A 26,487-nucleotide genomic window follows, 5' to 3' on the forward strand; every position below is an offset into this window, starting at 1 on the left:
AATAAATTTATGGTTCTGTTGCAAAGTTTTCCCAAAAATCTATTTTAGTGTAAAATTGAGAAAAAAGACAGAGAGGACAGAGTAATGAATCATTTTAAAGGCAAACAATTCAAAAAAGACGTCATTATTGTCGCTGTTGGTTACTGGTTACTACCTGCGTTACAATCTAAGCTATCGTGAAGTTCAGGAATTGTTATATGATCGTGGAATAAATGTTTGTCATACTACGATTTATCGTTGGGTGCAAGAGTACAGCAAAGTCCTCTATTATCTTTGGAAGAAGAAAAATAGACAATCCTTCTATTCATGGAAAATGGACGAAACCTATATCAAAATTAAGGGACGTTGGCATTATCTTTATCGTGCAATTGATGCGGACGGCTTAACCTTAGATATCTGGTTACGAAAGAAACGGGATACGCAAGCAGCCTATGCTTTCTTAAAACGACTCCATAAACAGTTTGGTGAGCCGAAAGCAATTGTGACTGATAAAGCACCTTCTCTTGGCTCCGCCTTTAGAAAGTTACAGAGTGTGGGTTTATATACTAAGACAGAGCACCGAACTGTGAAGTATCTTAACAATTTAATAGAACAAGACCATCGACCTATTAAACGACGGAATAAATTTTATCAAAGTCTCCGTACAGCCTCTTCCACGATTAAGGGCATGGAGACCATTCGAGGAATATATAAAAAGAACCGAAGAAATGGAACGCACTTCGGCTTTTCGGTGTCTACTGAAATCAAGGTATTAATGGGAATACCAGCCTAAGATATTTGGAGTTCAGAGAGGTCGCGTTTGATTTTCAAACTTCGCAACAGAACCGATTATTTTATCATAAAATGAATGAACGTGAAAAAATCTGTATTTTTATGAAAATTATTATCAAATTGGATTAAAGGAAAGTTGAGGTCATATGGAAAATCAGCAACTTGCCCGTAAACTAAAACGCCGTCACGTGCAGATGATTGCGCTTGGTGGCGCGATTGGAACCGGGCTCTTTTTAGGATCCGGTTCAGCAATCAAACAGGCGGGACCGTCGATCTTGTTGGCTTATGCCATTGGCGGTTTCTTCTGTTACTTGATGATGCGAGCACTGGGCGAGCTATTATTGTCGGATACGCGCTTACATTCGTTTCTAGAATTCATTAATCGATATTTAGGTAAACGTTTCGAGTTTGCCATTGGGTGGACCTATTGGCTCTGCTGGATCAGTTTAGCTATGGCTGACTTGACTGCGAGTGGTATCTACATTCGTTACTGGTTTCCGTGGATCCCGCAGTGGGTGACACCCTTAATAATTATTTTGATTTTATTAGTATTCAATATGCTCTCCGTCAGTGCGTTTGGCGAACTAGAATATTGGTTTTCGATGATTAAAGTGGTGGCTATCATTGCTTTGATCGTGACGGGGGCTATCTTGATTGGTTCATCGGCCCATGTCGGTGGGCAAACGGTCTCGGTGACAAATTTGGTCAGTCACGGAGGCTTCTTCCCAACAGGTGTCCAGGGCTTCTTGATGTCGTTTTCGCTCGTTATCTTTGCGTTTACGGGCATCGAAATGGTTGGAATTACAGCTGGGGAAGCCGAAAACCCAGAAAAAGAATTACCACGGGCCATCAATAGCTTACCTATTCGAATCTCATTCTTCTACGTGGGCGCTTTATTCGTGATCATGGCAATTTATCCTTGGGATCAGATCACGACCAGTCAGTCACCCTTTGTGCAAGTTTTCAGCGACGTTGGGATCAAAGCCGCGGCCAGCATTATCAACTTCGTGGTTCTGACCGCGGCGCTCTCGGCTTGTAATAGTGCCATCTTCAGTACGAGTCGAACACTATTTACACTTGCGCACGGTGACAACGCGCCGAAATGGATGGGAAAGGTCAATCGTTACAACGTTCCCGCCCGCTCATTGTTATTCTCATCATTGATCTTACTGGTGATCGTGGCGTTGAATTACGTGATTCCAAGTACCGTCTTCACGTTGATCTCTAACGTGGCAACGACCAACTTCATCATTGTTTGGTGTGCCTTGTTGGTGTGCCATTACGTTTACAAACGAACCACTGACAGTACGCATAATCCGTTTAAACTGCCACTGTTCCCTGTTTCCAACATCGCGACCTTGGCCTTCTTTATCGCGGTGACGTTCGTCTTGTGCTTTGATCAAGTTAACCGTTGGGCAGTCATCGGTTCAGTCGTTTGGTTCGTCATTTTATTAGTCATCGAACGAAGTATGCATCGCACCGTTTAAAAACGATAATTGTAATCACCGGTCATCAGTCTTGGTAAACCCAATTAGTTTACCAGCTAATGGCCGGCGATTTTTGTTTGACTAAACCAATCTAGCCAATAGGGTATACCCTAATGGCCAGATACAGTTTACAGAGAATGGTCTGAAAAACAGTTAGACCAGTAAAACCCCTGAGTTTGGACTTACTCCAACTCAGGGGTTCACTTTACTTATTCATCTAATAAATCTTTTTGTTTGGTGCTCAATCACTACTTATTTGATTAACACCATGTAGCTGGATCAAGGAAAAATTAATTTTTCAATTCATATTAAAACTCTATATAGATGAAGAAAATTCAGATGTGTATTTATTTTCACGTTCTTTAAACGCTTCTTTTCCACCTTCAAGAATTTCTATAACATGTTCTCGAATGCCTTTCGACTCCAATAATGTTTTAGAGTTTGGTTTTGAAAATGTGTTTTCGAGAGGGCCGTTAATATAATTAAATTGAACATTGTTTTTATTTGGTGTTTTTGATGAATTTTGATTGGCTACAATAACGTTTTCTGCATCTGAACCAACAACGACGTTTGGATTATGTGTCACTAAAATAATCTGACGTTCTTTCTTTTTTGATTTTAAGTATCTCGTCAAATCTTGATATATTGATCGATTATCTAAACTATCTTCAGGCTGGTCAATAATGACCGGCTTTTTATCCTGGCTAAATTCCAAAATCAAAGTCAAAATAACGAATGCTTTTTTCCCTTGAGACATTTGAGAAAAGTCATCATTATCATATTTAAGAATGTAGTTTAAATTTGTCCATTTTTTTGATAAAACATCTTTTACTAAAGTATCAGCGTCCCCACCGGTATTAAAGCTCAAATGTCTTTCTTGAAAAATAGTTTTTATTAGAGTGTCGCGACATTCATTAAATTCGCTAATAAACCTATCGTTTTCAGCATTTCTCCCCCGAAGATAGTGAATGTTGTCTTCAAAGGGAATATTTGAAAAGTCTATTGCAATTTCAATCTTACCGCCAGCTGGTTTTGCTTTAAAAGTTTGTTTTAGATCATCTTGATATTTTTTGAAATTTTCATAAGTATGAAGTATTTGATTTTGCTTTTCTATTTTTCTAGAGTTAATGTTTTCTTTTTCAGATTCAAATCTTTTAAATTCTACTAGTTTTTCAGATTCAAACTTCTGACTTTTAGATAAACTTTTTAATTCTTGATTATTTTTTAAACTTTTCTGACCGTTTACATAGTCAGGAGATGTAAGAACTTTATTAATGGCTTCTTGAAAAGAATTCAAACGATTATTTTGTTCTGTTTCAATAGATAGCAATTTTTCCTGCCATTTCTGATTTGCTTCCTGTTCCAAAGTACACAAAAAATCAGTTAATCGTTTTTTATAATCAGAATCATTGGTCCCCAAAAGGGGTGACTGTAATTTAATTTTTTTTGCCTTTATAGATGCTAGATCTTGCAAATTTAATTCTGTTAGTCGCTTCTTGTCTGTCAGTTTTTTTAAATTATCATCGGCTTGCTGATATTTTTTTTGGCTTTCAACACTAAAATCAACTTTATCAGATTGTTCTTTTATAGATTCATTTATGCTTTCTAATTGCTTTTTTATCCCTGATTCATCACCTTCTGGTAATTTTAAATTAGTTAGTCGCTGATTTAGTGTTTCCAGTTCTTCAATCAATTGACGAATTTTCGAGTTATTTTCTTGTATGTTTTTCTCATAATTAATTATTTTTTCATAATTACATTCATCTGTCTCCACGGTTGAACGAATTAGTTTGTTTCTAGCTAGATCATTTTCAGCTAGTGTAATCATATAATCTTGTGGAATAAACTCGACTTGTCGATCATTATTTGGTTCACTATCACCCTGCCAATATACCTTAAAGTCAGCATCGTTAAAAGTATGCATATTATAGGTACTTTTATTTTCATTTGAAGTGAACACTTCATTCCCCAGGGACTTTGCGATGGAATTAGTTAGTGTTGATTTTCCATTCGAACGGCCACCAATAATTGTATTCAAGTTAGAGTTAAAATATACACTGGTTGTTTCAGGACCAGTGGGGGAATTGCTTTTTTGTTTAAATTCAACATGATCAATAACAAGATATGAACTCTTAGATTCTGGTTTTTCTAGAGAGAGCGAGACTCTACTTTCAGGTTCAAAAATAATTTGTCTTAATCCTTCGAAAGTTATATCAGATTTTATCCATGAATATTCATCACCGATACCGTTAGTTTCTCCACCCTTTTCAAGCCTATGAGCATCACTTGCCTTAATAACAGGTTTATCTATAGCACAGTCGTATCTTGTATTTTTCTGATAAGTATCACCCTTCTTTTGGCGATTAAGATAATAATCTGTAGATTGAACATCTCCAAAAAGAAAATCAGCAAGCTTATCTAATTCATCAGATAATGGGCCATTTCTCAGGGCCCCTTTGGATCTGTAATCCCCCCCGGCATCTTGGATACTTGGTCTGATTCCGCCATGTCCCCCTGCTGCAAACACCAGTAAATAAGGCTTATCGCTACCAAATTGTGATTTTAAATTATCTTGGATGTTTTTCAGATCAATGGTTGCACTCTGATAGTCGTGTTCATTTTGTAAGTCAGATATTTTTTTAAATGTACCATTCGCATTTGTTTGAGTTAGATTAAGTGATGAAATGAAGTCCTTAACTTGAGATTCGTCAATGTTATTATCAAAAATCAAATGTGCATTTACATGGCCAGCTGGTTCATTACTTACGTTTTCATTCAGTCTAAATTCAACATTGACAAAAAAAGCTTTGTTGGAATTGGGATATTTATCTTTAAATTCTTTAATTATTTCAAACTGATTATCAACCGTAAAATAATCAGTAATCCCAAAAACAGAAATATCCGAGCTTTCAATTTTTTTTAAATAAGTATTAACGTCACAGCCAAATTGTTTATTCATATTTGTATTGAAGGTGTGTAAATGTAAATCCCATTTTCGCCACTCAGAACCCCTATTAATAGCTTTCCTCATCGAAATATTGCTCCTTGATTTTTAATTACACTTTGTACGAGTATATATTCTGTCTTCCATTATAGCGCGTATTTTAATTTCACTAAAATAAACTTGAAATGTTGAGTTTAAAACAGGCGAAGAAATTATGAGGTTACTAGACTTAGATAGGGCGACAAATTTAAGAAGTATGGATAGCAGATATGAACATGTAACCTAAAGTAATGTAGCGTGTTAATATTTGCCAATTATTTTCTATGCTTTTTGAGGTTGCGAACACTATCAGTAATAGTTAGGATTCATTCTTTCACATCATTATGGTTTAAATGAGGTTATTCCCAACTAGTTTTTAATTTGGAGCTTTCTAATTTAGTCTTAATCAAGAACAGTAAATATCACTGTCTTCACGTATAATAGATGCGTAGATCTAAATAGGGGAGATTCTTTTATGTTGGAACTGTCATTTGAAAAAGAAGTTGTTAAAACCTTAACGACTGGAAGCAATCAATGGGTGGAACGAAAAGACCTATATGGTGCGACGCCGGATCAATTATGGGCTAATTTTCGTGACAAATTAAATAACAATAACTATGCTAAATTACAGGGACACCCCCTGACCGATACCGAATTTAATCAAGTTAAACGGGCGATTGAGGTCCGGACGCCTTACGAAGCGGCTAAATTACTAGCCGCTGAAAACGGGATTGGCAAAGTGGAAGTTGAACGTGATGATGCTAAGCTAGGCACGGTGACGCTTGAGTTGTTTTGGAAAGCGGACGTCGCTGGCGGTAAATCTAGTTATGAAGTGGTGCGACAAGCAGTGCGACCACGGTTAGCTGGTACTCAAGATGTCGATCCTGATCGCCGTTTTGACGTAACCCTATTGATTAATGGGTTACCCTTAATTCAATTGGAATTAAAAAAAGCCACGGTCGAACTTAACCAGGCTTTTAATCAAATTGAAAAGTATGCGCAGGAAGGTAAATATACGGGGATTTACTCGCTGTTGCAAATGTTTGTGATTATGACGCCGGATAGTACGGCGTATTTTGCGAATGCCGAACCGGATCATTTCAATAAAGCCTTTTTGTTCAATTGGCGAACGCGGGATAATCACCTCGTGGAAAACGGCTTAGCGTTTACGCGCCAAGTCCTTAATATTCCCATGGCCCACAAAATGGTCAGTGAATATACGGTCATCGACCAAGAACGTCAGAGCTTAATTCTCTTACGGCCTTATCAGATTTATGCGATTGAAGCCGTGATGCACCGGATTCATGACCATCAAGATGGCTTTGTTTGGCATACCACGGGTTCTGGTAAAACACTCACCTCATATAAAACCGCTAAATTAGCGGCGCAAGATCCCGGTGTCGATAAGGTCATCTTCTTAGTTGACCGGCGGGATTTAGACGAACAGACAACCAGCAACTTTAGTGCCTATGCTGCCAATGACGATATTGCCATTAACGAAGCCCAAAATACCGGTGATTTAATGCGTAAGTTGCAACAAAATGACGGTAAGGTCTTGGTCACCTCGATTCAAAAACTTCATCGGGCGGTCAAAAAAACGCAAGCCCAGCTGGCAACCGGTAAGCAATCCCGCTTTAGTAAAACTTTAAAGCAACGGGTGATCTTCTTTGTTGACGAAGCCCACCGGTCGCAGTTTGGTAAGATGCAAAAGGAAATTCGGGCAGCGTTTATCAATAGTAACTGGTATGGTTACACTGGCACCCCCATTTTTAATGAAAATAAGAAACAGCTCAAAGGTGATCTAGCAGTTACGACGGAGGAGCTATTTGGTAAAGTCTGTCATGTTTATAACTTGCGAGACGCCTTAGAGGACCAAGCCGTGTTACCGTTTAATGTGGAACACGTGACAACGATTGGTAAAGACGCTTTAATAACCCGGGCCCGCGAGAAAGAAACACAGCGCGTCAAAGCACGTCGCGATAAGCAAGGCCGCCTGCTGAGTACAGCTGATGAAGCAAAAATTCAAGCCAAGATTCAAGCGATGTCAGTCAAGGACTTGGAAGAAACGTATTTAACTCCGGCTGACTTTGAGACCGATGAACATATTAACCAAGTTGTTCAATATATTTTACAAAAAGGCCCGCGTAAAACCAGCTTGGGGCATGGCAACTACAATGCTATTTTGACCACCAGTTCCATTGAAATGGCGCAACGCTATTATCAAGCCTTTAAAGCCGCTAAAAAGACTGCTCACAATCAGCTAGATCCTGATTGGCCCCGGATTGCGATTACTTATTCATTAAGTGAAAACGAAGATCAGAGTGCGCACAAACATGACCAAATGGCCACCATTTTAAAAGATTATAATCAGCAGTATCACACTAATTTTGATTTAGCCGATCTGAATCTCTATAACGAAGATGTCGCAAAACGGGCCGCCCGGCGTGAGGCGGTCTTTGCTCATTTGAAACCGGATCAGGAAATTAATCTAGTGATTGTGGTGCGGCGGTTATTAACGGGTTTTGATGCCCCTCGGCTAAACACGCTCTTTGTTGACCGCACCTTAGCTTATCAAGAACTCATTCAAGCTTACTCACGCACTAACCGGCTCCAAAACCGAGAATTAAAACAAGAAGGCCAAATTGTCACCTTTAGGGTCCCAGCAATCATGGAAGCGAATGAACGTGAAGCTTACAAGTTATATAGTGGCGAAGGCTCTTTTAATGTCATCATTCGTCCTACTTATCAGCAGGCCGTCTTAAAATTTCAAAAGGCTGTGGTGGATTTAAAAGCCATTGCCCCGACGCCGACGGCGGCCGATGACCTGAAAGGAACCACTGCTAAGGTACAGTTTGTGAAAGCCTTTCGCCAAGTGAATCAGCAATTGAATTCCTTATCCATGTACAACGATTTCACTTGGGAAAACAGTGAAAAGGCCTTTGGTATCGCTCAGCCCGAAGTAGAATCCTATACGGGTAAATATCTGCGGATTAAAGCGGCGGTTACTAACCAAGAGCCTGAGAAAGTCCCTGAAGAATTAGCTGCCTTAGACTTTTCCCTAGCCGTTGGTTCAGTCGTCTTGGTGGATTATGATTATTTGACGCAATTAATTCAAGATTGGATTGATGAACAGCAACAGTACACGACACCTGATCAAGCCCAAGCCCATATGACCGATTACCTGCAAAATAGTGCCAAAGTACAGGCTAGTTTGAATAAATTAGCGGAAACGCAACCGCAACAGGCCCAGTTAATTCGCGAAGCCATGCCTTATATTGAGCAACAAATGCAACAGTCTCAGCAACAGAGCACCCCAAATCAAGCGCCAGTAGCGTTGAATGCTCGGGAGTTGGTGGCTGATTACGCCCAGAAACAATTGGTCAAAAAAACGACGACCTTTGCCCATACGTGGGGCTTAGATCAAGCAGCCCTATTACGGGTGGCACGTGAACACACCGTGGGTACTGATGAATGGCATCATGAACAAGAATTAACGCAGTCAGCGAATTTAGCAGCGGCCTTACAAGCTCAAACTGCCACTGGGCCAAAGATTCCAGCTGTTTTGCCACTATACCGGATTAAGTCCCAGGCCGCTTGGCGACAGTTTATTGAACACGATTTAGCAATTTATCTACAAAAATAAGTGAGGTTAAACAATGTCAGAAAAAACAACGCAAGCTAGTCAACTTGAAAGCGCCCTATGGAATGCGGCCGATGTCTTACGCGGGAAAATGGACGCTTCCGAATATAAAAATTATTTGTTAGGGTTAATTTTTTACCGGTTCCTATCTGAGAAAACCTTAACAACCTTTAGTGATTGGGCAGGTGAAAACGAAAATGTCACCCAGAAATATGCTCAGTATATGGATCCTCAGTTTGAGTTGGAAGGCGTCTCGGTGCAGCCCAGTTTAGTGGAGTATTTGCAAAACACACTGGGCTATTTAATTCAACCTCAGGCGTTGTACACCACCCTGATTGGCAAGATTCAAGCCCATACTTTTGCGTTAGACGATTTATCTCAAGCACTTCATGATCTGGAACAGTCGACACAAAATCTATCTTCAGCGCAAGACTTTTCGGGCTTGTTTGCCGATGTGGATTTAAGTAGTAATAAATTAGGCAGTTCTTTACAACAACGGAATCAAACTATCAGTGATACCATGTTAGCTTTAAATGCGATTGATCTCGTCCATCATCAAGGCGACGTCTTAGGTGACGCCTATGAATACTTAATCGCGCAATTTGCCAGTGATTCCGGTAAAAAAGCGGGTGAATTTTATACCCCGCGGCAGGTGTCCGACATTATTGCCCAGATTGTAACCTATCAGCGTAATGCAGGTGATAACCAAGTGCGGACTATCTATGATCCAGCAGTTGGTTCTGGTTCGCTGCTGTTGAATGTCGGACAGCACGTGCAAAATTCCAGCTTAGTGAGTTATCACGGTCAAGAATTGAACACCACAACCTATAACCTGGCCCGGATGAATTTAATGTTACATGGGGTCTCGTATGACGATATGCACTTACGCAATGGCGACACGTTAAGTAAAGATTGGCCGGTTGACGAACCTTACTTATTTGATGCGGTCGTCATGAACCCGCCCTACTCGGCACACTGGGATAATAGTGACAAACGCTTGTCTGATCCCCGCTTCCGCGACTATGGCGTCTTACCGCCTAAATCTAAAGCTGATTTTGCGTTTCTGCTACACGGCTTTTATCATTTGCAGGAACACGGGACTATGGGCATTGTCTTACCCCATGGCGTATTATTTCGGGGGGCTAAAGAAGGCAAGATTCGCCAAAAGCTCCTGTTAGATAACCGGATTGATGCCATTATTGGACTACCCGCCAATATTTTTCATTCCACTGGTATTCCAACGTTAATCATGATTTTAAAGAAACACAAAACCACTGATGACGTCTTGTTTATTGATGCGTCCCGGGAATTTGAAAAGGACAAGAATCAAAATAAGCTAACGGCAGCGAATATTCAAAAAATTGTGACCACTTATCAAAACCGGCAAGATGTCGATAAATATGCCCATGTGGCCTCACCGGCAGAAATCAAAGATAATGATTATAATTTAAATATTCCGCGCTACGTTGATACGTTTGAACCGGAACCCGAGATTGATCTGAACCAAGTCAAAGCTGATCTAAAGCAACTGGACGAGGAGATCAGTCAGAATGAACAAGCCTTTAATGAATTAGCTAGCCAGTTAGTGGCCACCCAGGTGAATGACCAGTCAAAACCGGAGGCCCACAATGAAGTATAACCAAGCTAAATATCCGCAATTAAGATTTATAGGCTTCATTGATCCTTGGGAACAGCGTAAGTTGGGGAAAATGGGCTATACTTTTACAGGATTAAGTGGAAAAACTAAAGAAGACTTTGGGCATGGGAATGCAAAATTTGTTACTTATATGAACGTTTTTAGTAGTCCTGTCTCCAACTCAGAAATGGTTGAAAATGTTGAAGTTGATTCAAAACAACATCAAGTTGAATATGGCGACGTATTCTTTACAACATCATCAGAAACACCACAGGAGGTTGGAATGTCTTCTGTATGGCTTGAAACCGCTGAGAATATCTACCTAAACAGCTTTTGTTTTGGATATCATCCAATGGTTGAGTTTGACCCTTATTATCTAGCATTTATGTTACGTTCACCAGTGATTCGTAAGAAGTTTATGTTACTAGCTCAAGGTATTTCACGATATAACATTTCCAAAAATAAAGTTATGGAGATGTTAGTGCCAGTTCCTGAAATAGTCGAACAACAAAAAATTGGTTCTTTCTTCAAACAACTTGATGACACTATTACCCTTCATCAGCGTAAGTTAGCTAAGCTTAAGGAACTTAAACAGGGATATTTGCAGAAATTGTTCCCCGAAAATGGCAGCAAGTTCCCGCAATTAAGATTTTCAGGGTTTGCTGACGCTTGGGAAGAGCGTAAGTTAAGTGAAATAGGAAAAATTGTTACAGGAAATACACCTAGTACATCTAATAAAGGCTATTATAATGGCGATTTTTTATTTGTTAGTCCAGCAGATATACAAGAAAATAGGTATGTAAATAAAACAACCACAACGCTCACAGAATTAGGTTTTAAAACAGGAAGGTTAGTTCCAAAAGGAGCAACATTATTTGTTAGTATAGGATCAACAATAGGTAAAATAGGACAATCAATTTGTGATGTAATAACAAATCAACAAATCAACTCAGTAATATCTTTTTCAGATTATGATGATGATTTTATCTACACAAGTATTTTAAATTCATCAACCAAAATAAAACAACTTGCAGCTACTCAAGCCGTACCAATAATAAATAAAAATGAATTTGGAAAATCTATAATTAAAATCCCTAGTTTAGAAGAACAACAAAAAATTGGAGCCTTCTTTAAACAGTTAGATGACACTATCGCTCTTCATCAGCGTAAGCTTGAAAAACTCCAAGAACTTAAAAAAGGGTATCTACAAAAGATGTTTTGCTGATTCTTAATTTGATCAAATTTAGGATCCTATGAAACCCCATGACTTAATTTTTATTGTGCTTGGTCAATACTTAATTCACTTGTATAATGGATTACGCAGGAAGTTTTAAGGGCGGTGGCTGTCTTTTCCCTTGCGAGGTGAGGCCCATGGGAACATGGAATAATCTTCAGGAAGGTTTCACAGTCAGTGAGCGTCTTCCAGACACTCTCGTTGATGTTGCTGTTTGCAATGTTTATTTTAGCGTTGCTAACATACATCGACAAAAGGAACAAATAAAAAAGCCGCCCTGCGTAACTTTGGCTAGGTTACAGGGTGACTCAACTATCATTTTTTAACTAATGCCACCGCCTTTGAAGCGGCTTGCGCGGGAAGTCTTGTTAGCGCAAGACTTCCTTTTTCTATTACATTATAGCATGTCCCTTAAAAACTGGCTAACGTTTTAGTCTTTGATCAGGTTCAGAATCTGGTTGTTTGATTTCTGGATGCTGTTCAGCAAAGGATTTCAGTTGCTTCTGTGTTCGCTCACTGATTTCCTGGTGCACATCGTTTAACTGTTTTTTAAATTGTGCTTTCTGTTGTGGACTAGTTGCTTGTTGAATTTGTTGTTGCAAGCCTTGGTAGGACTTATTAAGATCATGGGCTGATAACTTTTTTAGATCATGCTCAGGCTCTTTTTGGGCTTCTTGTAAGCCTAATTGTTTAGTTAACCCGTCGCTAAGTTCAATCACTTTGTTGCTCACTTGCTGGATCTCACTTAAAGCACTATGGATCACGGCTTTATCTTTAGCCCAGGTGGCCACGTAACCGAGTGAGTAGTTGCTGGTATCAACGCCAATATTTTGCATGGCAACATACGCAACCGCTTCGGCTTGGGTTTCCTGATAGGCTCGTGGCCGATCTTTAAAGGCTGATTTTAAGCCGTGTAGCTGGCTATGCGCATATTCGTGGTATAACGTCTTTAATTTCAAAGCATTGTCGGGCTCATCGCCACCAATGACGATTTCATTAGTATTGGGTTGAAAATATCCCTTAGCCCCATTTAGCGTCGCTAAAGACACTTCACTGACTTTAAGGTCGGTTTGCTGGTTTAAATAATCTTTGAACGCGTTATATAAGCTTGTCACATTCTGATGATCGGCCAAATTTTCTTTGACAAAGTCTTTAGCACTTAACACTGGTTCACCGCTAGTTTGTGCCACATCAAAGACGGGTAGATAGCGATAACCGACAATGGCGCGCTCATCGGTGGTATCAAGATGCTTCTGCTCGGCTGGTGTTAGCTTCTTAATGATCGGAGCCGCAATCCGAATCGCTTTTGCGCCCCGGTTGACGGTGCGGTTAAAAGCCTTCTGCCATTGCTTAAAACCGGCGACTTGAGTGGCTTGAGGATTTTGCGCATAAATTAAATCAATGTTTCTGGCGCTATAACGATGAAATTTAGCCAGGGTATTGAGATACTGTTTAAATTGGTCACTATCAGTTAATTTTAGGATTTGCTGTTCAGCCTGGGCGACTAATTGTGCTTTCCAAGCCTTAACATCTGCTTTATTTGGCATAAGTTACCCCTCCTCATCTTCAAAAATATCATTCAATGTTGGCAATGATCTTATTTGAATCGGGGTCGTGCCATAAAGGGCAACGTAACCGTCAGACAATTTTTGCCAGGCTACTTGATAATAAGCGCCGTTACCAGTGATTTCTTTTAAATACTTGTAGGTTCCTTTAGCTTGCAAAACGGGTAATTCACTGGCTAAAACTGCTAATTCGTTGTTCATTTTATGATCTCCTTTGCTTTGTTAATCTCACCCGTTGTTCAGGTTTACTTTTGGGATTGTAAAAGTGAACCTAAATGACGGGTTAACCAACCGGAACGTAGTGTAGGGCGGTAGGCAGGTTCTAATCAAAATCAAAACTTAATTTATGGCCGTCAAGCTTTAACTTGGCGTCAAACGACTTCCCCTTTTTGCTCTTGAAACCCTTTAATTTGCTGGTTTCACCCTTGGTAACTAACGCTTTAATTGCGGTCTTCCCGAGCGTCTTGCTACTCCATTTCTTGGGTAGGGTAAAGTCCTCGCCTTGCTTGGGTTTCACAATGTAAAACTTTTGTTTATTTATGACAGTTGCTTGTGGTGTTTCTAAAAACACCTCGGCGGCTTTCTGCGCTTGCTGTTGGTGATTAATTTGTTGCTTAATGGCTGCACTGCCGGTTAATTGTGTCGGAACATCAGCAATCAACTTCGCCACAAACTTCTTAATTTGGCTCAAAAAATTATCCGGGGTGCGTTCTTCGGTACTGATTTGCTGTAACGCTTGCTCCCATTTAGCCGTCATTTCTGGACTAGTTAGCAAGGGTTCGAGTTCGACTGCTTTACATAATGTGATCCCGGCTTCACTGACGTGCAGCTTATTTTTTTCAGTGACGAGATAGCCGCGTTTCTTTAACACTTCTAGCACATTGGCCCGGGTCGCACTTGTCCCAATGCCTTGCACGTCTTTGAGAATTGCTTGGGCTTCTTCATCATCAAGCGTTTTACCGGCCGTCTTCATGGCTGTGATTAATGTCCCTTCGGTAAACGGTACTGGTGGGGTCGTTTCTTTTTGCGGCGTTTGTAGATTTGCTTTAACCTGGTCGCCCTGGTGAACGAGTGGTAAAGTGGCTGTTTCTTGCTGCTCGGCTTTGTGATCATCAAATAAAGCTTGCCAGCCTTGCTTAGTTGGGACCTTACCGGTTGCTTTAAAATTGGCGTCGCCAACCTGAGTGATAATGGTGGTTTCTTCGTACTCGTACGGGTCAGCAAACATCGCTAACGTCGTTTTTAAAACTAAGTCATAGACTTGTTGCTGTAATTTAGGTAAGCTGGCTAGTTTCTCTTTAGTCGGCACAACTTTAGTCATGATAATGGCGTAATGTTCTTCAACCTTTTTCCCATTGACGTAACGTTTATTTGGGGTTGTATTGGTTACAGCGACTTGCTTAGAGACTAAACCCAGATACTTCGTCAGATTAGCCACTAAGTACTCAAATTCTTCATCAGTGATATAAGCACAATCGGTGCGGGGGTAACTCAACAACTTGGCTTCATATAAACTTTGAATGGCTGCTAAGGTTTGGCTGGCGCTGGCGTGATAACGTTTATTCATGGCACTTTGCAGACTGGATAGTGAGAATAGTTGGGGACTAGCACGCTTTTTAGCCTGTTTTTGGACGTCCTTGATTAAACCGTCCTGTGAGCCCTTCTGAACGTTTTTAGCTTGCATGAATGCTAGTAGACCTTTTTCATCTTTAAAGCGCTGATAGGGGTCCAATTTTGCGACGAATTTTTGCTGATTGGCTAAAATTTCAGCATTTAGTTCAAAATAGGGTTCCGGCTTAAAGTTTTTGATTGCCTGGTCTCTTTGATAGACCATATACAAGGTTGGCGTCTGCACGCGACCAATTGAGTACACCCCACGCACCCCATTTTTCCTCAACAATAAAGTATATAAGGGACTACCATTCATACCGATCAACCAATCACTAATTTGCCGGGTTTGAGCTTCTTTATAAGCCAAATAGTCTTTGTGCCAATCACCAAGATTTTTAAAGCCGGTAATAATGGCGTCTTTTTCCAAGCTATTCAACCATAGCCGTTTAATGGTCTTCTTTTTAACGTCAATCTGGGCTTGGCTCATGATTGACCAGGCAATATTGGAGCCTTCCCGACCACTATCGGTGGCAACAATAATGGTATCGGCCTTCGTTAACAGGTCTTTGACGACCTTGAATTGATCTTTTTTACTAGCTGACACCACAAACTTGTATTTATCGGGAAAGATCGGTAAATTAGATAGGGCCCATTGCTGGTATTTCTGATCGTATTTATCCGGTGTGGCCAGTTCAACTAAATGTCCGAGACCATACGTCACAAGCGTATTTGCGGGCAAAACAGGGTCACTAACCGTATAGTAACCCTGTTTTTTTGTGCTCTTTTGAAAGGCTTGGACGTATGAACGGGCTTGACTGGGTTTTTCAGCTAAGATAACAGTGGTCATGTTCGTTCACTCCTTGTGATTAAGTTTTTGATCTAATTCTGTTTTGCCTTGTTTAGCCGCTTTCAACCAAGTTTCACGGCGCAATTCTTGTTGTTGCTCTATCGATTGTTGCTTCAAATAATGTTGATACCGGTTGATGGCTTTGAGATCTGCATAGGCTGACCAACGGAATAATAAGCCACCCAGCAGTAAAACTAAGGCCATTAGCGCAGTTCCTAAAAAATCGGTATGGTTCGCCGTGAAAAGCTCTTGGTATAAATCCATTAACATGAGGTAAATTCCCATTATATAGAAGACCATGCTAACTAAGTTATCAAAATAGTAAGACAACTTAGTCCGCCGTGAAGGTGTTGTAAAAGGATCGGTTCGCATATCTTTTTTGGCTTTTTCCAATAACCAGTGTGCGATTTTTTTCATAACTATTTTTCCTCCTAGTGGTTACGGAAATAATTTTGAAACATTCTCATGGCACCCATACCAGTACTTTTAGTCACACCGGTTGAAGCCCAAAAGTCTTTAACGGCGTCAGGTGTTTTGACCACCAGAAAACCGAATCCGATTGAAGCAATAAAAGCAATAAACCCGTATTTAGCCATATTAGTGAAACACCATACTGATAATGACATACAAAGCACCTGGCTAATAATGGAGGCATTGTAATAAATGTACTTCTTCCACCACGTATTACTATAATCAAAGCTTTCAGTCGCCATGCTCATTGCAGCTAAAGGAATTGTCAGGTTATACCAAGCCATATCAGCCACAAACACACACATCTTGATAAAGAACACGACGGTTACGACAGTGAAGATTAGCAGAAACAAAATCTGTAAGGGTAGCGAAACGCCAACATCTTTTAGCCCAGGAACTTTATTCATGCCGCTAATTGATTTAGCAGTGAATTTCTGATCAGAACTAAACATATACTTTAGCAGGGGCAAGGTAATTGAACCTTGAATAAAGCCCTGTAAAAACACGAAAACCGGAATCACGGCCGCTGATTTAATCCCGTCCATGATGATATTAGCCCAAGTAACATCGGTACTTTCATCTGCCTCTTTTAGAATTGTCATCACAATGCGGCCAAGGACGACCACAACGACTAACGATGTCGCAAAGGACAGGAAGATGGCATACCACGTTTTAACAATCGGCAAGCTTTGATTGGCTTGGTCAATGATTGCCTTACAGATGTTGAATAAACCATCTAACAAACCAGACAGTAGCCATTCGAAAAAGTGTGAAATAGCTGATTGAATAATTTCTGTCATTTTAAAATCCTCCTTTGTCTATTTGGGAATGAGTGAGACCGTACCAGTATCACTTTTAGCCAGTGTGTTAATTGGTGTTAGTTTATATTTGTCTGACTGCTTTTTAATCTTAAACAAACGTGTTTCTGTGCCACCTGAAACACTATTTTTACCAATGAACTTAATTTGTTCATTGCCCTTGTTTTCAATCAACTTGTAAGTATAAACTTCGCTAAAGCCCGCTTGGGTAAGTGTTAAGTTGCTTTTTGAAAACTTTGCAGTAGCGGCCATACCATTATCTTTGCTAGAAGCAAACGTCCACTGATGGCTTTGCAAATCTTGTGCTGTAGACTTTCCGCAGGCGGTTAGACCGACAGCAATCAGTAACACTGTCATCACAGCGATTATATATTTCCGATATTTTTTCATTAATACCTCCATTAGCCAAATAAGTTGTTATCGTCGTCCTCTTCTGGCTTCTCTGTTTGACTATCTTTCTTTGAAACCCTCTCTAAGTCGCTGTCTAGGTTGTCCTGCTGTTGCTCCTCCTCTGTTTGAGACATCTTGTTTGCAGCTTTTTTTTGAGCAGTCTCCTTTAATTTTGCTTTCCATTTCGCTACTCTTTGATGAAAGTTGGTTTCCTGGCTGGCTTCTGGTTGGCCTTGATACTCATTCTGTGACAAGTTAACCAAATGATCAGCCCCTGGAAATAGTTTAAATTGGAACGCTTTTGTAGCTTTGACTGGTCGCGCATTGCTAAAGATTAATAAGCTCTGATCTTCGGGCATACGCATAATTTCATCGGGTGTCATGAGTGAACGGCTCGTATAGCTATAACTATCGCTCTTGCTGTGGCTTTCTTCCTTGCTATGACTGGTACTTTCACTACCGGTTTCCACTTTTACGGTCGATTTACCTAACAAATCACTAAAGTATTTCGCAGTCACATCATTAGCGGCATTCAAGCAAATTTTAACGGCATGATTACCTAAGATACTTTCGGCTTTATCCTTGCCATACAAAGCTTGGAGCTGGGTTAAGGTCTGACAAATGGTCGTCACGCCAATACCGTACCCCCGACAGGTAGCTAAAAATTCTTCATATTTTGGGAATTTTCCTAAGTTGACAAATTCATCAAGGATAAAGTCGACTTGGTGGGGCAATTTAGCGTGATGATCGGCGGCTAATTTGTATAATTCATCAAACAATTGTGAGAAAAACAGATTGATGAAGCTTTCATAAGTGTTATCCATGACGGGGATAATTACATATAGAACAACTTTGGCGTTGCCAATCTCTTTTAAATCAAAATCTGAAAAGCTGGTAAAATCGGCCACTTCTTTGTCGACGAACTTAGAAATGGTCGCCAACAGGCTTTCAATAATGCTGGCTTTCATTTCCCCTTTGGCCTTTTTGAAACCTAACTCATAAGCGCGTCTCGCTGGATCAGTCATGGTTAAATCAAGAAATAAGGTGTCTAATGGACTATCTGCACCTTTTTCCTCGGCTTCGACATCATTTTCTTGTAAGACTTGCGTTACGCCCGCCAAATTTCGTTGCTCTGGTGGCCGGTGGTTCATGACAAACAGGATTAGTGCCTTCAAAAGTTGCCGTTGGGTACTAAACCACACATCTTTTTTGCCCTCGGCATTTTCACTCTGAACGATCTTTGTTGCCACGGTTTCGGCTTGAATATCGCGCTGAATATAATCAAAGGGATTGTAGCGGTCACTGTGCGCCATGTTCGCAAAGTTGACGACATGTACTTGATAACCCTGGGCTAGTTTGACACCGGCCGTCTTTTCGTATAATTCACCTTTCGGGTCGGTTACGACAATGCTGTTCTCCGTTTCATTAAACAAGTTGGTAATGACGACTGACTGGGTCTTATACGATCCTGGGCCCCCAACCACAAAGATATTCCGGTTTGGTTTGGTGCTGTTATTCTGGTAAACAATCCGTTTATCCACGATCCCTAAAATTGTCCCGTTCATTGTATAACCCCCTAGCTACGCCTTATCAGCTAACTGGTAATCTTCATCAAGTTTGGCTTTAAGCGCGTTTGCTAATTCAACCTGTACATACTTGGTCTCTACGTTATTTAGGTCATTATTAATCGCGTGGGCTGGTGGTAAGTGTTTGCTCAAATCAAGGTAAACATCTACCAAATATATTAATCCAGACAAGTACACGGACGGCGTGTGAGTGGGGAAAGACAACTGACCAGGTAATGGCTGTTGAAGCACCTGTTTAGCCTGAATCGCGGCTAAGTCATCTAATGCGAGTGCTTTTGATTCAGGAAGTTGCCCAATCGCTGACACCCATTCTGATATTGCAATTAGTAGATCGGCTTCTGCACGAGTATAAGAATTTTTAGTTACGTAGTTTTCTTGTGTCATTTTAAATTCTCCTTTTCCGGTTTCGTTTCGGATTGACTTTTATCGATGAGCATTTTGACGGCCTCTAGGTCAGTCATCGTATTGAAGGAAGTAGTTAAGTCCTTAGGACTGATACTAAAGTAATGGTCACTCAATTCTTTTAGATTACCCCAAGTCGCGCTCCCGTGGGTTTCAGTGTCTGCGGTTTCCCACGCTTTGTGCTTGCTATTGCGTTTCAAAGCAAAATAGATGGTGTATAGGACCACGGCGACACTGACAATAATTAGTACTGGGTTCTTTTGGCCCAAATACAAGTTGTAATAGTGCCAAGGGTGTAAGGCTAATTGTTTTAATACGGTTGGCATATGATCTGCAAACGCCAACTTATAGCGGGACAAGGCCATGACAGAGCCAGCTAAAATCTCCACTAAATACAAGCCAATGATTAGCGTTAGTAGGTACGGCCAACTGGCTTTAACGCTGTTTAATAATTTGTCTTTCATCTAATCACCTACTATCTGTTTAATTCTTTGTTGGTTGGTGCCGGTGTACCGTTGCTTACCATGGATCAAGGTTGGGACTGACGTTAATTGGTATTTTTGAATGTAATGCCGATTCTGCGGTTGGTTCATGTTAATCAAGACAATGTTGTGACTGATTGCGTTGTGCCAATAAATTTGATGGAAAATAGACTGACAATCCGGGCAATCATCGCGATAGAAGAACAACACTTTTTCAGGGTGCTTAGCCAGCGTCACGATTGGCCGCTGTTTTTCCACGTGATTCACGTATTGATGACTAGCAAAACCACTAACGGCTAAAACCACCACGATTACCGCTAGGGCCTTACCAACCCGCTTAATTAAGGTCACTGGCTTTAAAGCTACTACCTAAATTTTGGACTGCGGTGATTCGATCCGTGGTGGTATCGAAGGTCACCTGATAAAGTACCGTCGCCTTTTGCCAGTCGTTGTCGCCACTCTTACTTTCGTAACTGACAACGGCCAAGCCTTTCATATTTTGCCCCTGCTTACTTTGCGTATACAGGTTCAGTTGATTTAACTTAGCTGAAACACTATTGCTATCACCATACGTGCCTTTGTTTGAAAAGTATTGCTGATATAGCTTGTCGGAAATCAAGTCTTTCACGCCATCTTTACGCTGGCCGTAGGTCTTGGGCTTAAAGTTATTCATGACCTTAAAGAACTTGGTGACTACCGTATTAAAGCTAAGTTCAGCCTGACTTTTGTCTTTATTATTTTGGTAGGTCTTATAACTGTCAATTTGGGTGCTCAATAACTGCTTTTGTTGGTTGGCTTTAGTCAATTGCTGGTTAACTTGTCGCTTCTGCTGTTGTAAGCGACTGATCTGCTGTTGTGCCTGTTTAACTTGGCTATGTTGATAGGCATTCGCCCCTAATGACATGATTAAGATCAAACTACCAATCGCAATACTTAAAACCATGCTACGTTTCATTTACTCGTCCTCCTTACTTCTTGATTGGCCGGGCTAACGTTACATCGCTACCACTTAGTAAGCTATAAAAGGCGGTGCCAAAGGTGCTTTCGTTAACCTTGTCGCCTACGCCACCTTGTTCAATGATTTTGGTGGCTTTGCCTTGCCATTTGCCTAGCAGAATGGCAGTGTGACCGTTGTTTCCGGCTCCCGCACCTTGATTGACGATGACAATATCGCCGGCCTTTGCATCATTTTCACTGATTTGTTTCAAATACTGATGACCCCCCTTCGCGTCACTTGCCATTGATCCGGTAAACCAGCCCATGTTGGCCGGTACCTTGTAACCAGCCTTATTCAAGGCTAACCAGACAAAGCCTGAACAATCTGTCCCACCGGTTTTTTTAGGATTCTTTAAATCGCTACCTAAATCGGGGCTAGGGTGGGTTTGAACATAATAGAAGTCGCCCTTCATACTTTCCGCGTTTTTAACAATGCTGCCACCGGAATAGCTCGGGTCACTATCACAACCTAACTCGGTCAGATCGCCGGAACTCGCGTTGTCTAACGTATTACCGGCCACGGGATCACTTGCCCCGAACACGGAATACCAATGATCGGCATAACCGTATCTTTGGCTTAAATACCATTGTTCCGGGTTCTTACTCATACCCTCGTAATCCATTAACCAAGATTTGGTCGCTTTATGCACGTCCGTATATTTAAAAATCTGCTTGTTTGACGCATAGTAACTACTGTTCAATTCTTGGTCGAGATAATCCAACTGCACCCCGAGATTGGTTGCTGATTTGTTTTCTTTGTGGGCTAAGTCCTCCAACTTATCTTTTCGGCCACCTAACCACTGGGCTAAGCCCGTGGCCCCGGAACTGGAATTAACGGACTTGGGATCAAGGCGACTTTCTAGTTGTAAGACCCCCAAGATACCGGCGGCCGCTTGTGGGGTGGCACCATACTTTTGTTTCCAGTGGGCATAAATGTTTTTGGCATTTTCTGTCATGCTCTTACTATCTAACTGTGTTTCTGTAGTGGTTGAGTTATCACAACTGTTTTCTTGCAATTGACCTGTTACTGCCGCAATTAACAAGATGATTAGCAGAATGGCGCCGCCCACAATATAAGCAATCAACTTCCACTTCTTTTTCTTATATTCGAAAGACAGTACTTGCATTTAATCACCCACTTTGTGCTTGGCCTGATCGACTTGTTTTTGCGCTGCTGATTGGTCACTCTGCGCATTCTTTAAGTCCGACTTAGCCGAATCCACCTTCTTGTCTTTGTCCTTATCTTTACTGCCATCAATCTTGTTGGCGTCATCTAACTTCTTTTGGGCGTCACTAACTTCGTTCTTAGCGGCATTGAGGCTTAATAGCGCTTTGAGATACTTGGCTTTAGGGCTGTTCACCCCAGCTAATTTGGTTTGGACGGTCTGGGCGTCTTGCGTATCGTTATGGGCTAGGAAGGCTTGTCCCATTCTCAATAAAACATCAGCGTTCGTCGTAAAGGATAATTGGTTATTGAGCGTATTGGTATCGTAGTTAACGATGGCTTTTTCAAGTTTCAACTGGTCTTTTTGCTTGCTTGTCGCCTTAGTTGGCAATTCCCACTTGGCAACCTGCCCGCTATCCTTGTTGGCATAAGCCGTGTTGACAACCTTATTCAACTGGCTTGGGTCAACCTTTAAAGCTTGCTGGTACTGACCATGCTTTAAAAAGACATTGACTTGCTTAGTTGCAGGATAGCCGGCTCGTTGCATATCTTTTTGTGCTTCTGACCACTTATGATCATTTAAAGCGGTCTGAATTTGACCGCTATATTTTAATCGCGTGACTTGGGCTTGGTTCTGGTTAGCTAAGCTTTGATACTTTCTTTCGTCACTTTTATGGACTAAGCCGACGGCCAAAACGGCCACAATCGCCACTCCGGCCACGCTCAACCATAAACGTTGTTTGGTTTTCTGCTGGGCCGTTTCAACTGCCTGCCATTCGTGATAGCTCACAAAGTCCTCAATGCCGTTAACCACTTCCGTTAACTCATTTAACGACGTAGCGTTAGCTACTTGTTGTAAATAGTCGTCCGGGTGTTTAGCTAGGGCTTCTTTAGGATTGCTTAGTAGCCGTTCATAGGGTGTCCCCGTCAAACAAAATAGAATCAGCGCTTTGTATTTAGCTAAATTGCTATGTTTGTCATCATAAGGCATAAGTTCATTGGCCCGGTAAGCGTACCAAACATGTTGCATGGGGTAATACCACAGATTAGCTGGGTTTAAGGCAATATGATACTGGCTATCGTTAACCACCTTTTGCGCCATAATTTCCTTGGCAATCGCTGACCGGATTGCCTTATTTTCATGTGGTAAATTCTTTAATGATCTGACCTTATCCGGCAAGGTATAAGTTAAAACGACCTTCTGGCCTTGCTCAACCACGTTGACTAACTGCAAGAACTTGGAATCAGTTTGTTTTAATTCGTTTAGCTCACTCAACTGGTCATATCGAAACTGATTGTGATTGAGTTCGAGAATTAACTGGTTTCCCTGTCGCTTGAAGGTGCCAACCTCGATATTCAATAACTGGTTTGGTTTACTCATTTAAAGTCCCTCCTTCCTCCTCGGTGGTAGTTAAAGCGTCAATTTCACTGGGAGTTAAGATCACGCGCTTTTGATAATCCGGTTGTTCGGCTGTCTCACGATTGTATTTTTCTTGGTAAGCTTCTGGGTCGATTAGTCGTAATTCTTCTTCGGTCAATTCGACGCGCATAAAGGCGCGTTGGCTACCATAGATCATCAGGGCTTCGCCTTGTCTACGACGTTCTAGTAGCTTCTTTTCTTTATCCGAGAACGTCATACGCAATTTGGTAATCACATCATCAACGCCTTTACCGTCAAGACCAAAGAATACTTTGGTATAGGAGTTCCCAATAATTGCTTCCCCAATGTTCTGCCCGGTATCTGTCGTGCCTTCGATCACATCTTGAATTTGCTGTGTTCCGGCGATCGCTCCGGCATTGTACTTTCTAAACCGCTTGTATGCTTGGTGGAAAAAGGTGGCGGCCGCTTTGTGCAAGGTCAAAAAGTGAAATTCATCAACAAACAATTTCTTGCGGCTATGCCGATCTTTGGTGATTTCGTCCCACAAATACTGGAAGGTATTCAGATAAGCCGCTGATTGGACTTCCTGTTCACTTTGTAGGGGCTTTAAATCAAAGGAAATGATTTTCCCTTTTAAGTTAACGTTGGTGTGGCCGTCAAATAGGCTGTTAGAACCATGGGTATAACTACCTAAGATGTAGTAGAAGTCTTTAACCCGATTGAATTTGTCGGCGTCCTTATCTGCCAGTTTTTCCAACTCGTCATAAACATTGGATAAGGTCGGCCACTGATCGTCTTTAATCTCTTTTAAGCGGCTATATTTCAAAACGCCACTGTTGACGTAAGCTTGTTTAACCACATCATCAAGGATTGCCAGCTCAACTTGGGTAATCCCGGTTTTAAGGACTTCAAAGAATCCCTTTAATCGCTGGATTTTATCTTTAACTAGTAAATCAAGGTTCGTGACCGCCTCATCGGCGCTTAGGATTTCTTCGGAGAAAATTTGTAGCGGGTTAATTTTGTACTTCGCATTAGAAGTTAAGTGCAAGACTGCCCCACCCAGGGCTTCAACAATCTTGGTATATTCGTTTTCTGGATCAATAATGTAGATTTGATAGTCTTGAATGGCGTAGCGTAGGATTTTCTGAATCATATAGGTGGTCTTGCCGACCCCCGAGGTCCCGATAATCACTTGATTTTGATTTAGGGTCTTGTTGCGATCCAACATATCTACGGCAATTAAGCTGTTGGTATCTTTGTTAACCCCTTCAATATCGCTTCTAGGCTTCAAGTCCAAAATCTCAGCGTCATCAAAAGGAAACATGCTGCTGGCGACTTCGGTATTACTTTCTTTATAGGTGTAATCCCCCATGAGGTTCTCGTTAATTGGCATGGTTGACCAGAAAGCTTGAAAGGTTGCTTTAACGGGCACTAGGGGCTTCATTTGTAGCTTAATCAACGTATTCTTAACGTTTTCGGTTAAGTCATCTAAGTCTGCTAAACTGTTGGCCCGCAGATAAATGAGCATATGTTGGTACACAAATGTGGTAGAATTATCAAGGTATTTATCTAGTTGCATGTTGGCTGAATCAATATAATTTTGCAGAATCTTCTTTTTATACGGGTCGAACGTATTTAACTTCTGCGCTTCCTTATTTTGAATCGTCTTCTTGTAATAGGTAATCATTGAATTGTTACTGGCGCTGTCGATATATTGCACAATGTCGATAACGCCTTTTTTGCGCTTTAACTCTGATAGCCAGTTGCCATACACCCGTTTGGGATAGTCAGCAATCGCTAACACCCGAATAAAATTCTCACCCGACTGAACGTAGGTGGGGTACTGTTCCCAGCTAAACGGAAATAGTGAATGCAAGCTATCGCGATCAATCAGCTTGGTAAAGTCTTCAACCTCCGGTTTTTGTTTATTAACCGCTGGTTCACTATTTTGCTGACTTTCTTTCTTGGTTGGCATGAACAAATCAATGACCTTATCGCCAAAACTCATACTGTTGCCTCCTATCCATTGAAATTGATTAAGTTCTTTAAAATCTCTTGAACTTCTTGACTAGTCAAAACTTTGGCCGTCACATCAAAATCCGTTAACGCATTTTCAATGTCTCGTTTAACCTGTTCGATCTTTTCGTCTAAATGAGTGACCGCTAGGTTTAAGCTCTTAACACTTTTGTCCTTAATTGGCACCTTAACGATTAGCAGATGTTGCTTAGTTGTCATGTTTTTGGATTCCTGGACTTTAGTAAAGTGGTCCAAATAACTGGCTATGAGTTGGATTTTGAACTGTTGCTCCGGGTGATCTTTTTGTAACGCAAGATACCGACGCTTGAGACCATTGAGATAAGCCGTCATATTGACGGGAATCGTCGGTTCTAAGAACTGTAGCGTGTCATCAACACCTTCACCCAAGGTACTCATCAGAAACGCGCCATAGTCCTCAAAAACGTCCTGTTGTTCGGTTTCATTAAGCAGATCAAGGTTGATCCCACTAACTTCCAAAATGCCAACGAGATTACCCGTTTTGGTAACTTCGTAGTTACCATACATACCCACCACCAAGCTCATGTCATCAATGGTCTCTTTGCCACCATTGATTTTAGGCGGTTGGTAATCCCAATCGAGCTTCACTGATTTATTGGCGGTTTTGCTCTTCTTCAAACGCATTTAGTTCACCTCGCTTCTTCGGTTTCAAATAAAACAGTTTCTGACCATTGGCATAGCGGCGTTTCAACTTAAAGTTATCCCGCACTTTAATATTCTTCCGCGCCGCAACTGGCCTAATTGTTAAAATAGCCATGACAACGGTCATGGCTAAGACAACAATCACAATTTTTATCAGGACTAAAATCAGGCCATAGGGTGGGATTGCAATAAAAATCAAGCCCACTAGTCCTGCCAGCGCCGCATAGCCAAAATCCTTCAAGGTGTAGTCTTTCCAGATCCCGTAATCTTTATCCACGTTTTCTGGGAAGATAAATTCTTTTCCTTTCTTCATTTGGCAGGCTCC

General features: G+C 41.1%; 22 protein-coding genes and 1 pseudogene. 6 read left to right on the plus strand and 17 right to left on the minus strand.

Annotated elements, in window-relative coordinates; translation table 11 throughout:
- The first annotated feature begins 84 nt into the window (after positions 1-84).
- Together LA20249_RS11395 and LA20249_RS11400 are read left to right on the plus strand one after the other, a co-directional pair.
- A pseudogene (locus tag LA20249_RS11395) lies at positions 85-772 on the plus strand (IS6 family transposase).
- A 145-nt stretch (positions 773-917) separates the two neighbouring features.
- On the plus strand, positions 918-2,258 hold the full coding sequence (locus LA20249_RS11400; RefSeq protein ID WP_057738128.1) for an amino acid permease: 1,341 nt from the start codon (positions 918-920) through the stop codon (positions 2,256-2,258).
- A gap of 316 nt (positions 2,259-2,574) precedes the next feature.
- Here LA20249_RS11400 and LA20249_RS11405 read toward each other — a convergent pair whose 3' ends face one another.
- Positions 2,575-5,289, minus strand: coding sequence for a TrlF family AAA-like ATPase (locus tag LA20249_RS11405; RefSeq protein ID WP_057738125.1), 2,715 nt, complete (start codon positions 5,287-5,289; stop codon positions 2,575-2,577).
- A gap of 427 nt (positions 5,290-5,716) precedes the next feature.
- Between LA20249_RS11405 and LA20249_RS11410 the strand changes: the two genes are divergently transcribed.
- The 4 genes from LA20249_RS11410 to LA20249_RS11750 all read left to right on the plus strand — a co-directional run bounded on the left by LA20249_RS11410 (position 5,717) and on the right by LA20249_RS11750 (position 12,018).
- Complete coding sequence (locus tag LA20249_RS11410; RefSeq protein WP_101836926.1) at positions 5,717-8,884, plus strand: type I restriction endonuclease subunit R; 3,168 nt, start codon at positions 5,717-5,719, stop codon at positions 8,882-8,884.
- 13 nt (positions 8,885-8,897) lie between these two features.
- A complete protein-coding gene (locus LA20249_RS11415; protein ID WP_057738192.1) occupies positions 8,898-10,520 on the plus strand; it encodes a type I restriction-modification system subunit M in 1,623 nt (540 codons plus the stop codon).
- The gene (locus tag LA20249_RS11420) at positions 10,510-11,742 is read left to right on the plus strand and encodes a restriction endonuclease subunit S (protein ID WP_057738191.1); all 1,233 of its coding nucleotides are present in this window, start codon (positions 10,510-10,512) and stop codon (positions 11,740-11,742) included. Before LA20249_RS11415 ends, LA20249_RS11420 begins: the two co-directional genes overlap by 11 nt.
- A gap of 213 nt (positions 11,743-11,955) precedes the next feature.
- Positions 11,956-12,018: a putative holin-like toxin gene (locus LA20249_RS11750; RefSeq protein WP_230083882.1), complete on the plus strand. Its 63-nt coding sequence runs from the start codon at positions 11,956-11,958 to the stop codon at positions 12,016-12,018.
- A 155-nt stretch (positions 12,019-12,173) separates the two neighbouring features.
- On the opposite strand, the gene LA20249_RS11435 is transcribed toward LA20249_RS11750, so the two are convergent.
- From LA20249_RS11435 to LA20249_RS11510, 16 genes are all read right to left on the minus strand, one after another.
- Positions 12,174-13,298 carry an ArdC-like ssDNA-binding domain-containing protein gene (locus tag LA20249_RS11435; protein WP_057738189.1) on the minus strand — a complete coding sequence of 375 codons (1,125 nt, stop codon included), beginning with the start codon at positions 13,296-13,298 and terminating at the stop codon, positions 12,174-12,176.
- A gap of 3 nt (positions 13,299-13,301) precedes the next feature.
- Entirely contained in the window at positions 13,302-13,517 is a 216-nt protein-coding gene (locus LA20249_RS11440; RefSeq protein WP_003679901.1) for a hypothetical protein, read from the minus strand.
- 121 nt (positions 13,518-13,638) lie between these two features.
- Complete coding sequence (locus LA20249_RS11445; protein ID WP_057738188.1) at positions 13,639-15,774, minus strand: type IA DNA topoisomerase; 2,136 nt, start codon at positions 15,772-15,774, stop codon at positions 13,639-13,641.
- A gap of 6 nt (positions 15,775-15,780) precedes the next feature.
- A complete protein-coding gene (locus LA20249_RS11450; protein ID WP_003660151.1) occupies positions 15,781-16,191 on the minus strand; it encodes a hypothetical protein in 411 nt (136 codons plus the stop codon).
- Between the two features lie 14 nt (positions 16,192-16,205).
- Positions 16,206-17,045, minus strand: coding sequence for a conjugal transfer protein TrbL family protein (locus LA20249_RS11455; protein ID WP_057738187.1), 840 nt, complete (start codon positions 17,043-17,045; stop codon positions 16,206-16,208).
- A gap of 18 nt (positions 17,046-17,063) precedes the next feature.
- Entirely contained in the window at positions 17,064-17,453 is a 390-nt protein-coding gene (locus tag LA20249_RS11460; protein ID WP_057738186.1) for a hypothetical protein, read from the minus strand.
- Positions 17,454-17,464: 11 nt separating this feature from the next.
- The gene (locus tag LA20249_RS11465; RefSeq protein WP_057738184.1) at positions 17,465-19,018 is read right to left on the minus strand and encodes a VirD4-like conjugal transfer protein, CD1115 family; all 1,554 of its coding nucleotides are present in this window, start codon (positions 19,016-19,018) and stop codon (positions 17,465-17,467) included.
- Positions 19,019-19,033: 15 nt separating this feature from the next.
- Entirely contained in the window at positions 19,034-19,423 is a 390-nt protein-coding gene (locus LA20249_RS11470; protein ID WP_057738183.1) for a hypothetical protein, read from the minus strand.
- A complete protein-coding gene (locus LA20249_RS11475) occupies positions 19,420-19,905 on the minus strand; it encodes a hypothetical protein (protein WP_057738182.1) in 486 nt (161 codons plus the stop codon). The genes LA20249_RS11470 and LA20249_RS11475 overlap by 4 nt, the downstream gene beginning before the upstream one ends.
- Positions 19,906-20,274: a thioredoxin family protein gene (locus tag LA20249_RS11480; RefSeq protein WP_057738181.1), complete on the minus strand. Its 369-nt coding sequence runs from the start codon at positions 20,272-20,274 to the stop codon at positions 19,906-19,908.
- Positions 20,261-20,878, minus strand: a complete 618-nt coding sequence (locus LA20249_RS11485; protein WP_057738180.1) for a hypothetical protein — start codon at positions 20,876-20,878, stop codon at positions 20,261-20,263. The genes LA20249_RS11480 and LA20249_RS11485 overlap by 14 nt, the downstream gene beginning before the upstream one ends.
- Before the next feature lie 13 nt (positions 20,879-20,891).
- Complete coding sequence (locus tag LA20249_RS11490; RefSeq protein WP_057738179.1) at positions 20,892-22,046, minus strand: phage tail tip lysozyme; 1,155 nt, start codon at positions 22,044-22,046, stop codon at positions 20,892-20,894.
- Positions 22,047-23,465, minus strand: coding sequence for a type VII secretion protein EssB/YukC (locus LA20249_RS11495; RefSeq protein WP_057738178.1), 1,419 nt, complete (start codon positions 23,463-23,465; stop codon positions 22,047-22,049).
- Positions 23,458-25,473: a VirB4 family type IV secretion system protein gene (locus tag LA20249_RS11500; protein ID WP_057738176.1), complete on the minus strand. Its 2,016-nt coding sequence runs from the start codon at positions 25,471-25,473 to the stop codon at positions 23,458-23,460. Before LA20249_RS11500 ends, LA20249_RS11495 begins: the two co-directional genes overlap by 8 nt.
- 11 nt (positions 25,474-25,484) lie before the next feature.
- Positions 25,485-26,144: a TrsD/TraD family conjugative transfer protein gene (gene trsD / locus LA20249_RS11505; RefSeq protein WP_016381866.1), complete on the minus strand. Its 660-nt coding sequence runs from the start codon at positions 26,142-26,144 to the stop codon at positions 25,485-25,487.
- The gene (locus LA20249_RS11510; protein ID WP_057738174.1) at positions 26,113-26,475 is read right to left on the minus strand and encodes a hypothetical protein; all 363 of its coding nucleotides are present in this window, start codon (positions 26,473-26,475) and stop codon (positions 26,113-26,115) included. Before LA20249_RS11510 ends, trsD begins: the two co-directional genes overlap by 32 nt.
- Between the last annotated feature and the right edge of the window lie 12 nt (positions 26,476-26,487).

Origin of the sequence: Companilactobacillus alimentarius DSM 20249 (genome assembly GCF_002849895.1) — a bacterium.
GTDB classification, from domain to species: Bacteria; Bacillota; Bacilli; order Lactobacillales; family Lactobacillaceae; genus Companilactobacillus; species Companilactobacillus alimentarius.

Excerpts from the sequence above, each read along its gene's own strand:
- LA20249_RS11490 (WP_057738179.1), bottom strand. The coding sequence starts at position 22,046 with ATGCAAGTACTGTCTTTCGAATATAAGAAAAAGAAGTGGAAGTTGATT.
- LA20249_RS11400 (WP_057738128.1), top strand. The coding sequence starts at position 918 with ATGGAAAATCAGCAACTTGCCCGTAAACTAAAACGCCGTCACGTGCAG.
- LA20249_RS11420 (WP_057738191.1), top strand. The coding sequence starts at position 10,510 with ATGAAGTATAACCAAGCTAAATATCCGCAATTAAGATTTATAGGCTTC.
- LA20249_RS11450 (WP_003660151.1), bottom strand. The coding sequence starts at position 16,191 with ATGAAAAAAATCGCACACTGGTTATTGGAAAAAGCCAAAAAAGATATG.
- LA20249_RS11495 (WP_057738178.1), bottom strand. The coding sequence starts at position 23,465 with ATGAGTAAACCAAACCAGTTATTGAATATCGAGGTTGGCACCTTCAAG.
- LA20249_RS11475 (WP_057738182.1), bottom strand. The coding sequence starts at position 19,905 with ATGAAAGACAAATTATTAAACAGCGTTAAAGCCAGTTGGCCGTACCTA.
- LA20249_RS11435 (WP_057738189.1), bottom strand. The coding sequence starts at position 13,298 with ATGCCAAATAAAGCAGATGTTAAGGCTTGGAAAGCACAATTAGTCGCC.
- LA20249_RS11415 (WP_057738192.1), top strand. The coding sequence starts at position 8,898 with ATGTCAGAAAAAACAACGCAAGCTAGTCAACTTGAAAGCGCCCTATGG.
- LA20249_RS11445 (WP_057738188.1), bottom strand. The coding sequence starts at position 15,774 with ATGACCACTGTTATCTTAGCTGAAAAACCCAGTCAAGCCCGTTCATAC.
- LA20249_RS11455 (WP_057738187.1), bottom strand. The coding sequence starts at position 17,045 with ATGACAGAAATTATTCAATCAGCTATTTCACACTTTTTCGAATGGCTA.
- LA20249_RS11405 (WP_057738125.1), bottom strand. The coding sequence starts at position 5,289 with ATGAGGAAAGCTATTAATAGGGGTTCTGAGTGGCGAAAATGGGATTTA.
- LA20249_RS11500 (WP_057738176.1), bottom strand. The coding sequence starts at position 25,473 with ATGAGTTTTGGCGATAAGGTCATTGATTTGTTCATGCCAACCAAGAAA.
- trsD (WP_016381866.1), bottom strand. The coding sequence starts at position 26,144 with ATGCGTTTGAAGAAGAGCAAAACCGCCAATAAATCAGTGAAGCTCGAT.
- LA20249_RS11465 (WP_057738184.1), bottom strand. The coding sequence starts at position 19,018 with ATGAACGGGACAATTTTAGGGATCGTGGATAAACGGATTGTTTACCAG.
- LA20249_RS11440 (WP_003679901.1), bottom strand. The coding sequence starts at position 13,517 with ATGAACAACGAATTAGCAGTTTTAGCCAGTGAATTACCCGTTTTGCAA.
- LA20249_RS11510 (WP_057738174.1), bottom strand. The coding sequence starts at position 26,475 with ATGAAGAAAGGAAAAGAATTTATCTTCCCAGAAAACGTGGATAAAGAT.
- LA20249_RS11470 (WP_057738183.1), bottom strand. The coding sequence starts at position 19,423 with ATGACACAAGAAAACTACGTAACTAAAAATTCTTATACTCGTGCAGAA.
- LA20249_RS11410 (WP_101836926.1), top strand. The coding sequence starts at position 5,717 with ATGTTGGAACTGTCATTTGAAAAAGAAGTTGTTAAAACCTTAACGACT.
- LA20249_RS11460 (WP_057738186.1), bottom strand. The coding sequence starts at position 17,453 with ATGAAAAAATATCGGAAATATATAATCGCTGTGATGACAGTGTTACTG.
- LA20249_RS11485 (WP_057738180.1), bottom strand. The coding sequence starts at position 20,878 with ATGAAACGTAGCATGGTTTTAAGTATTGCGATTGGTAGTTTGATCTTA.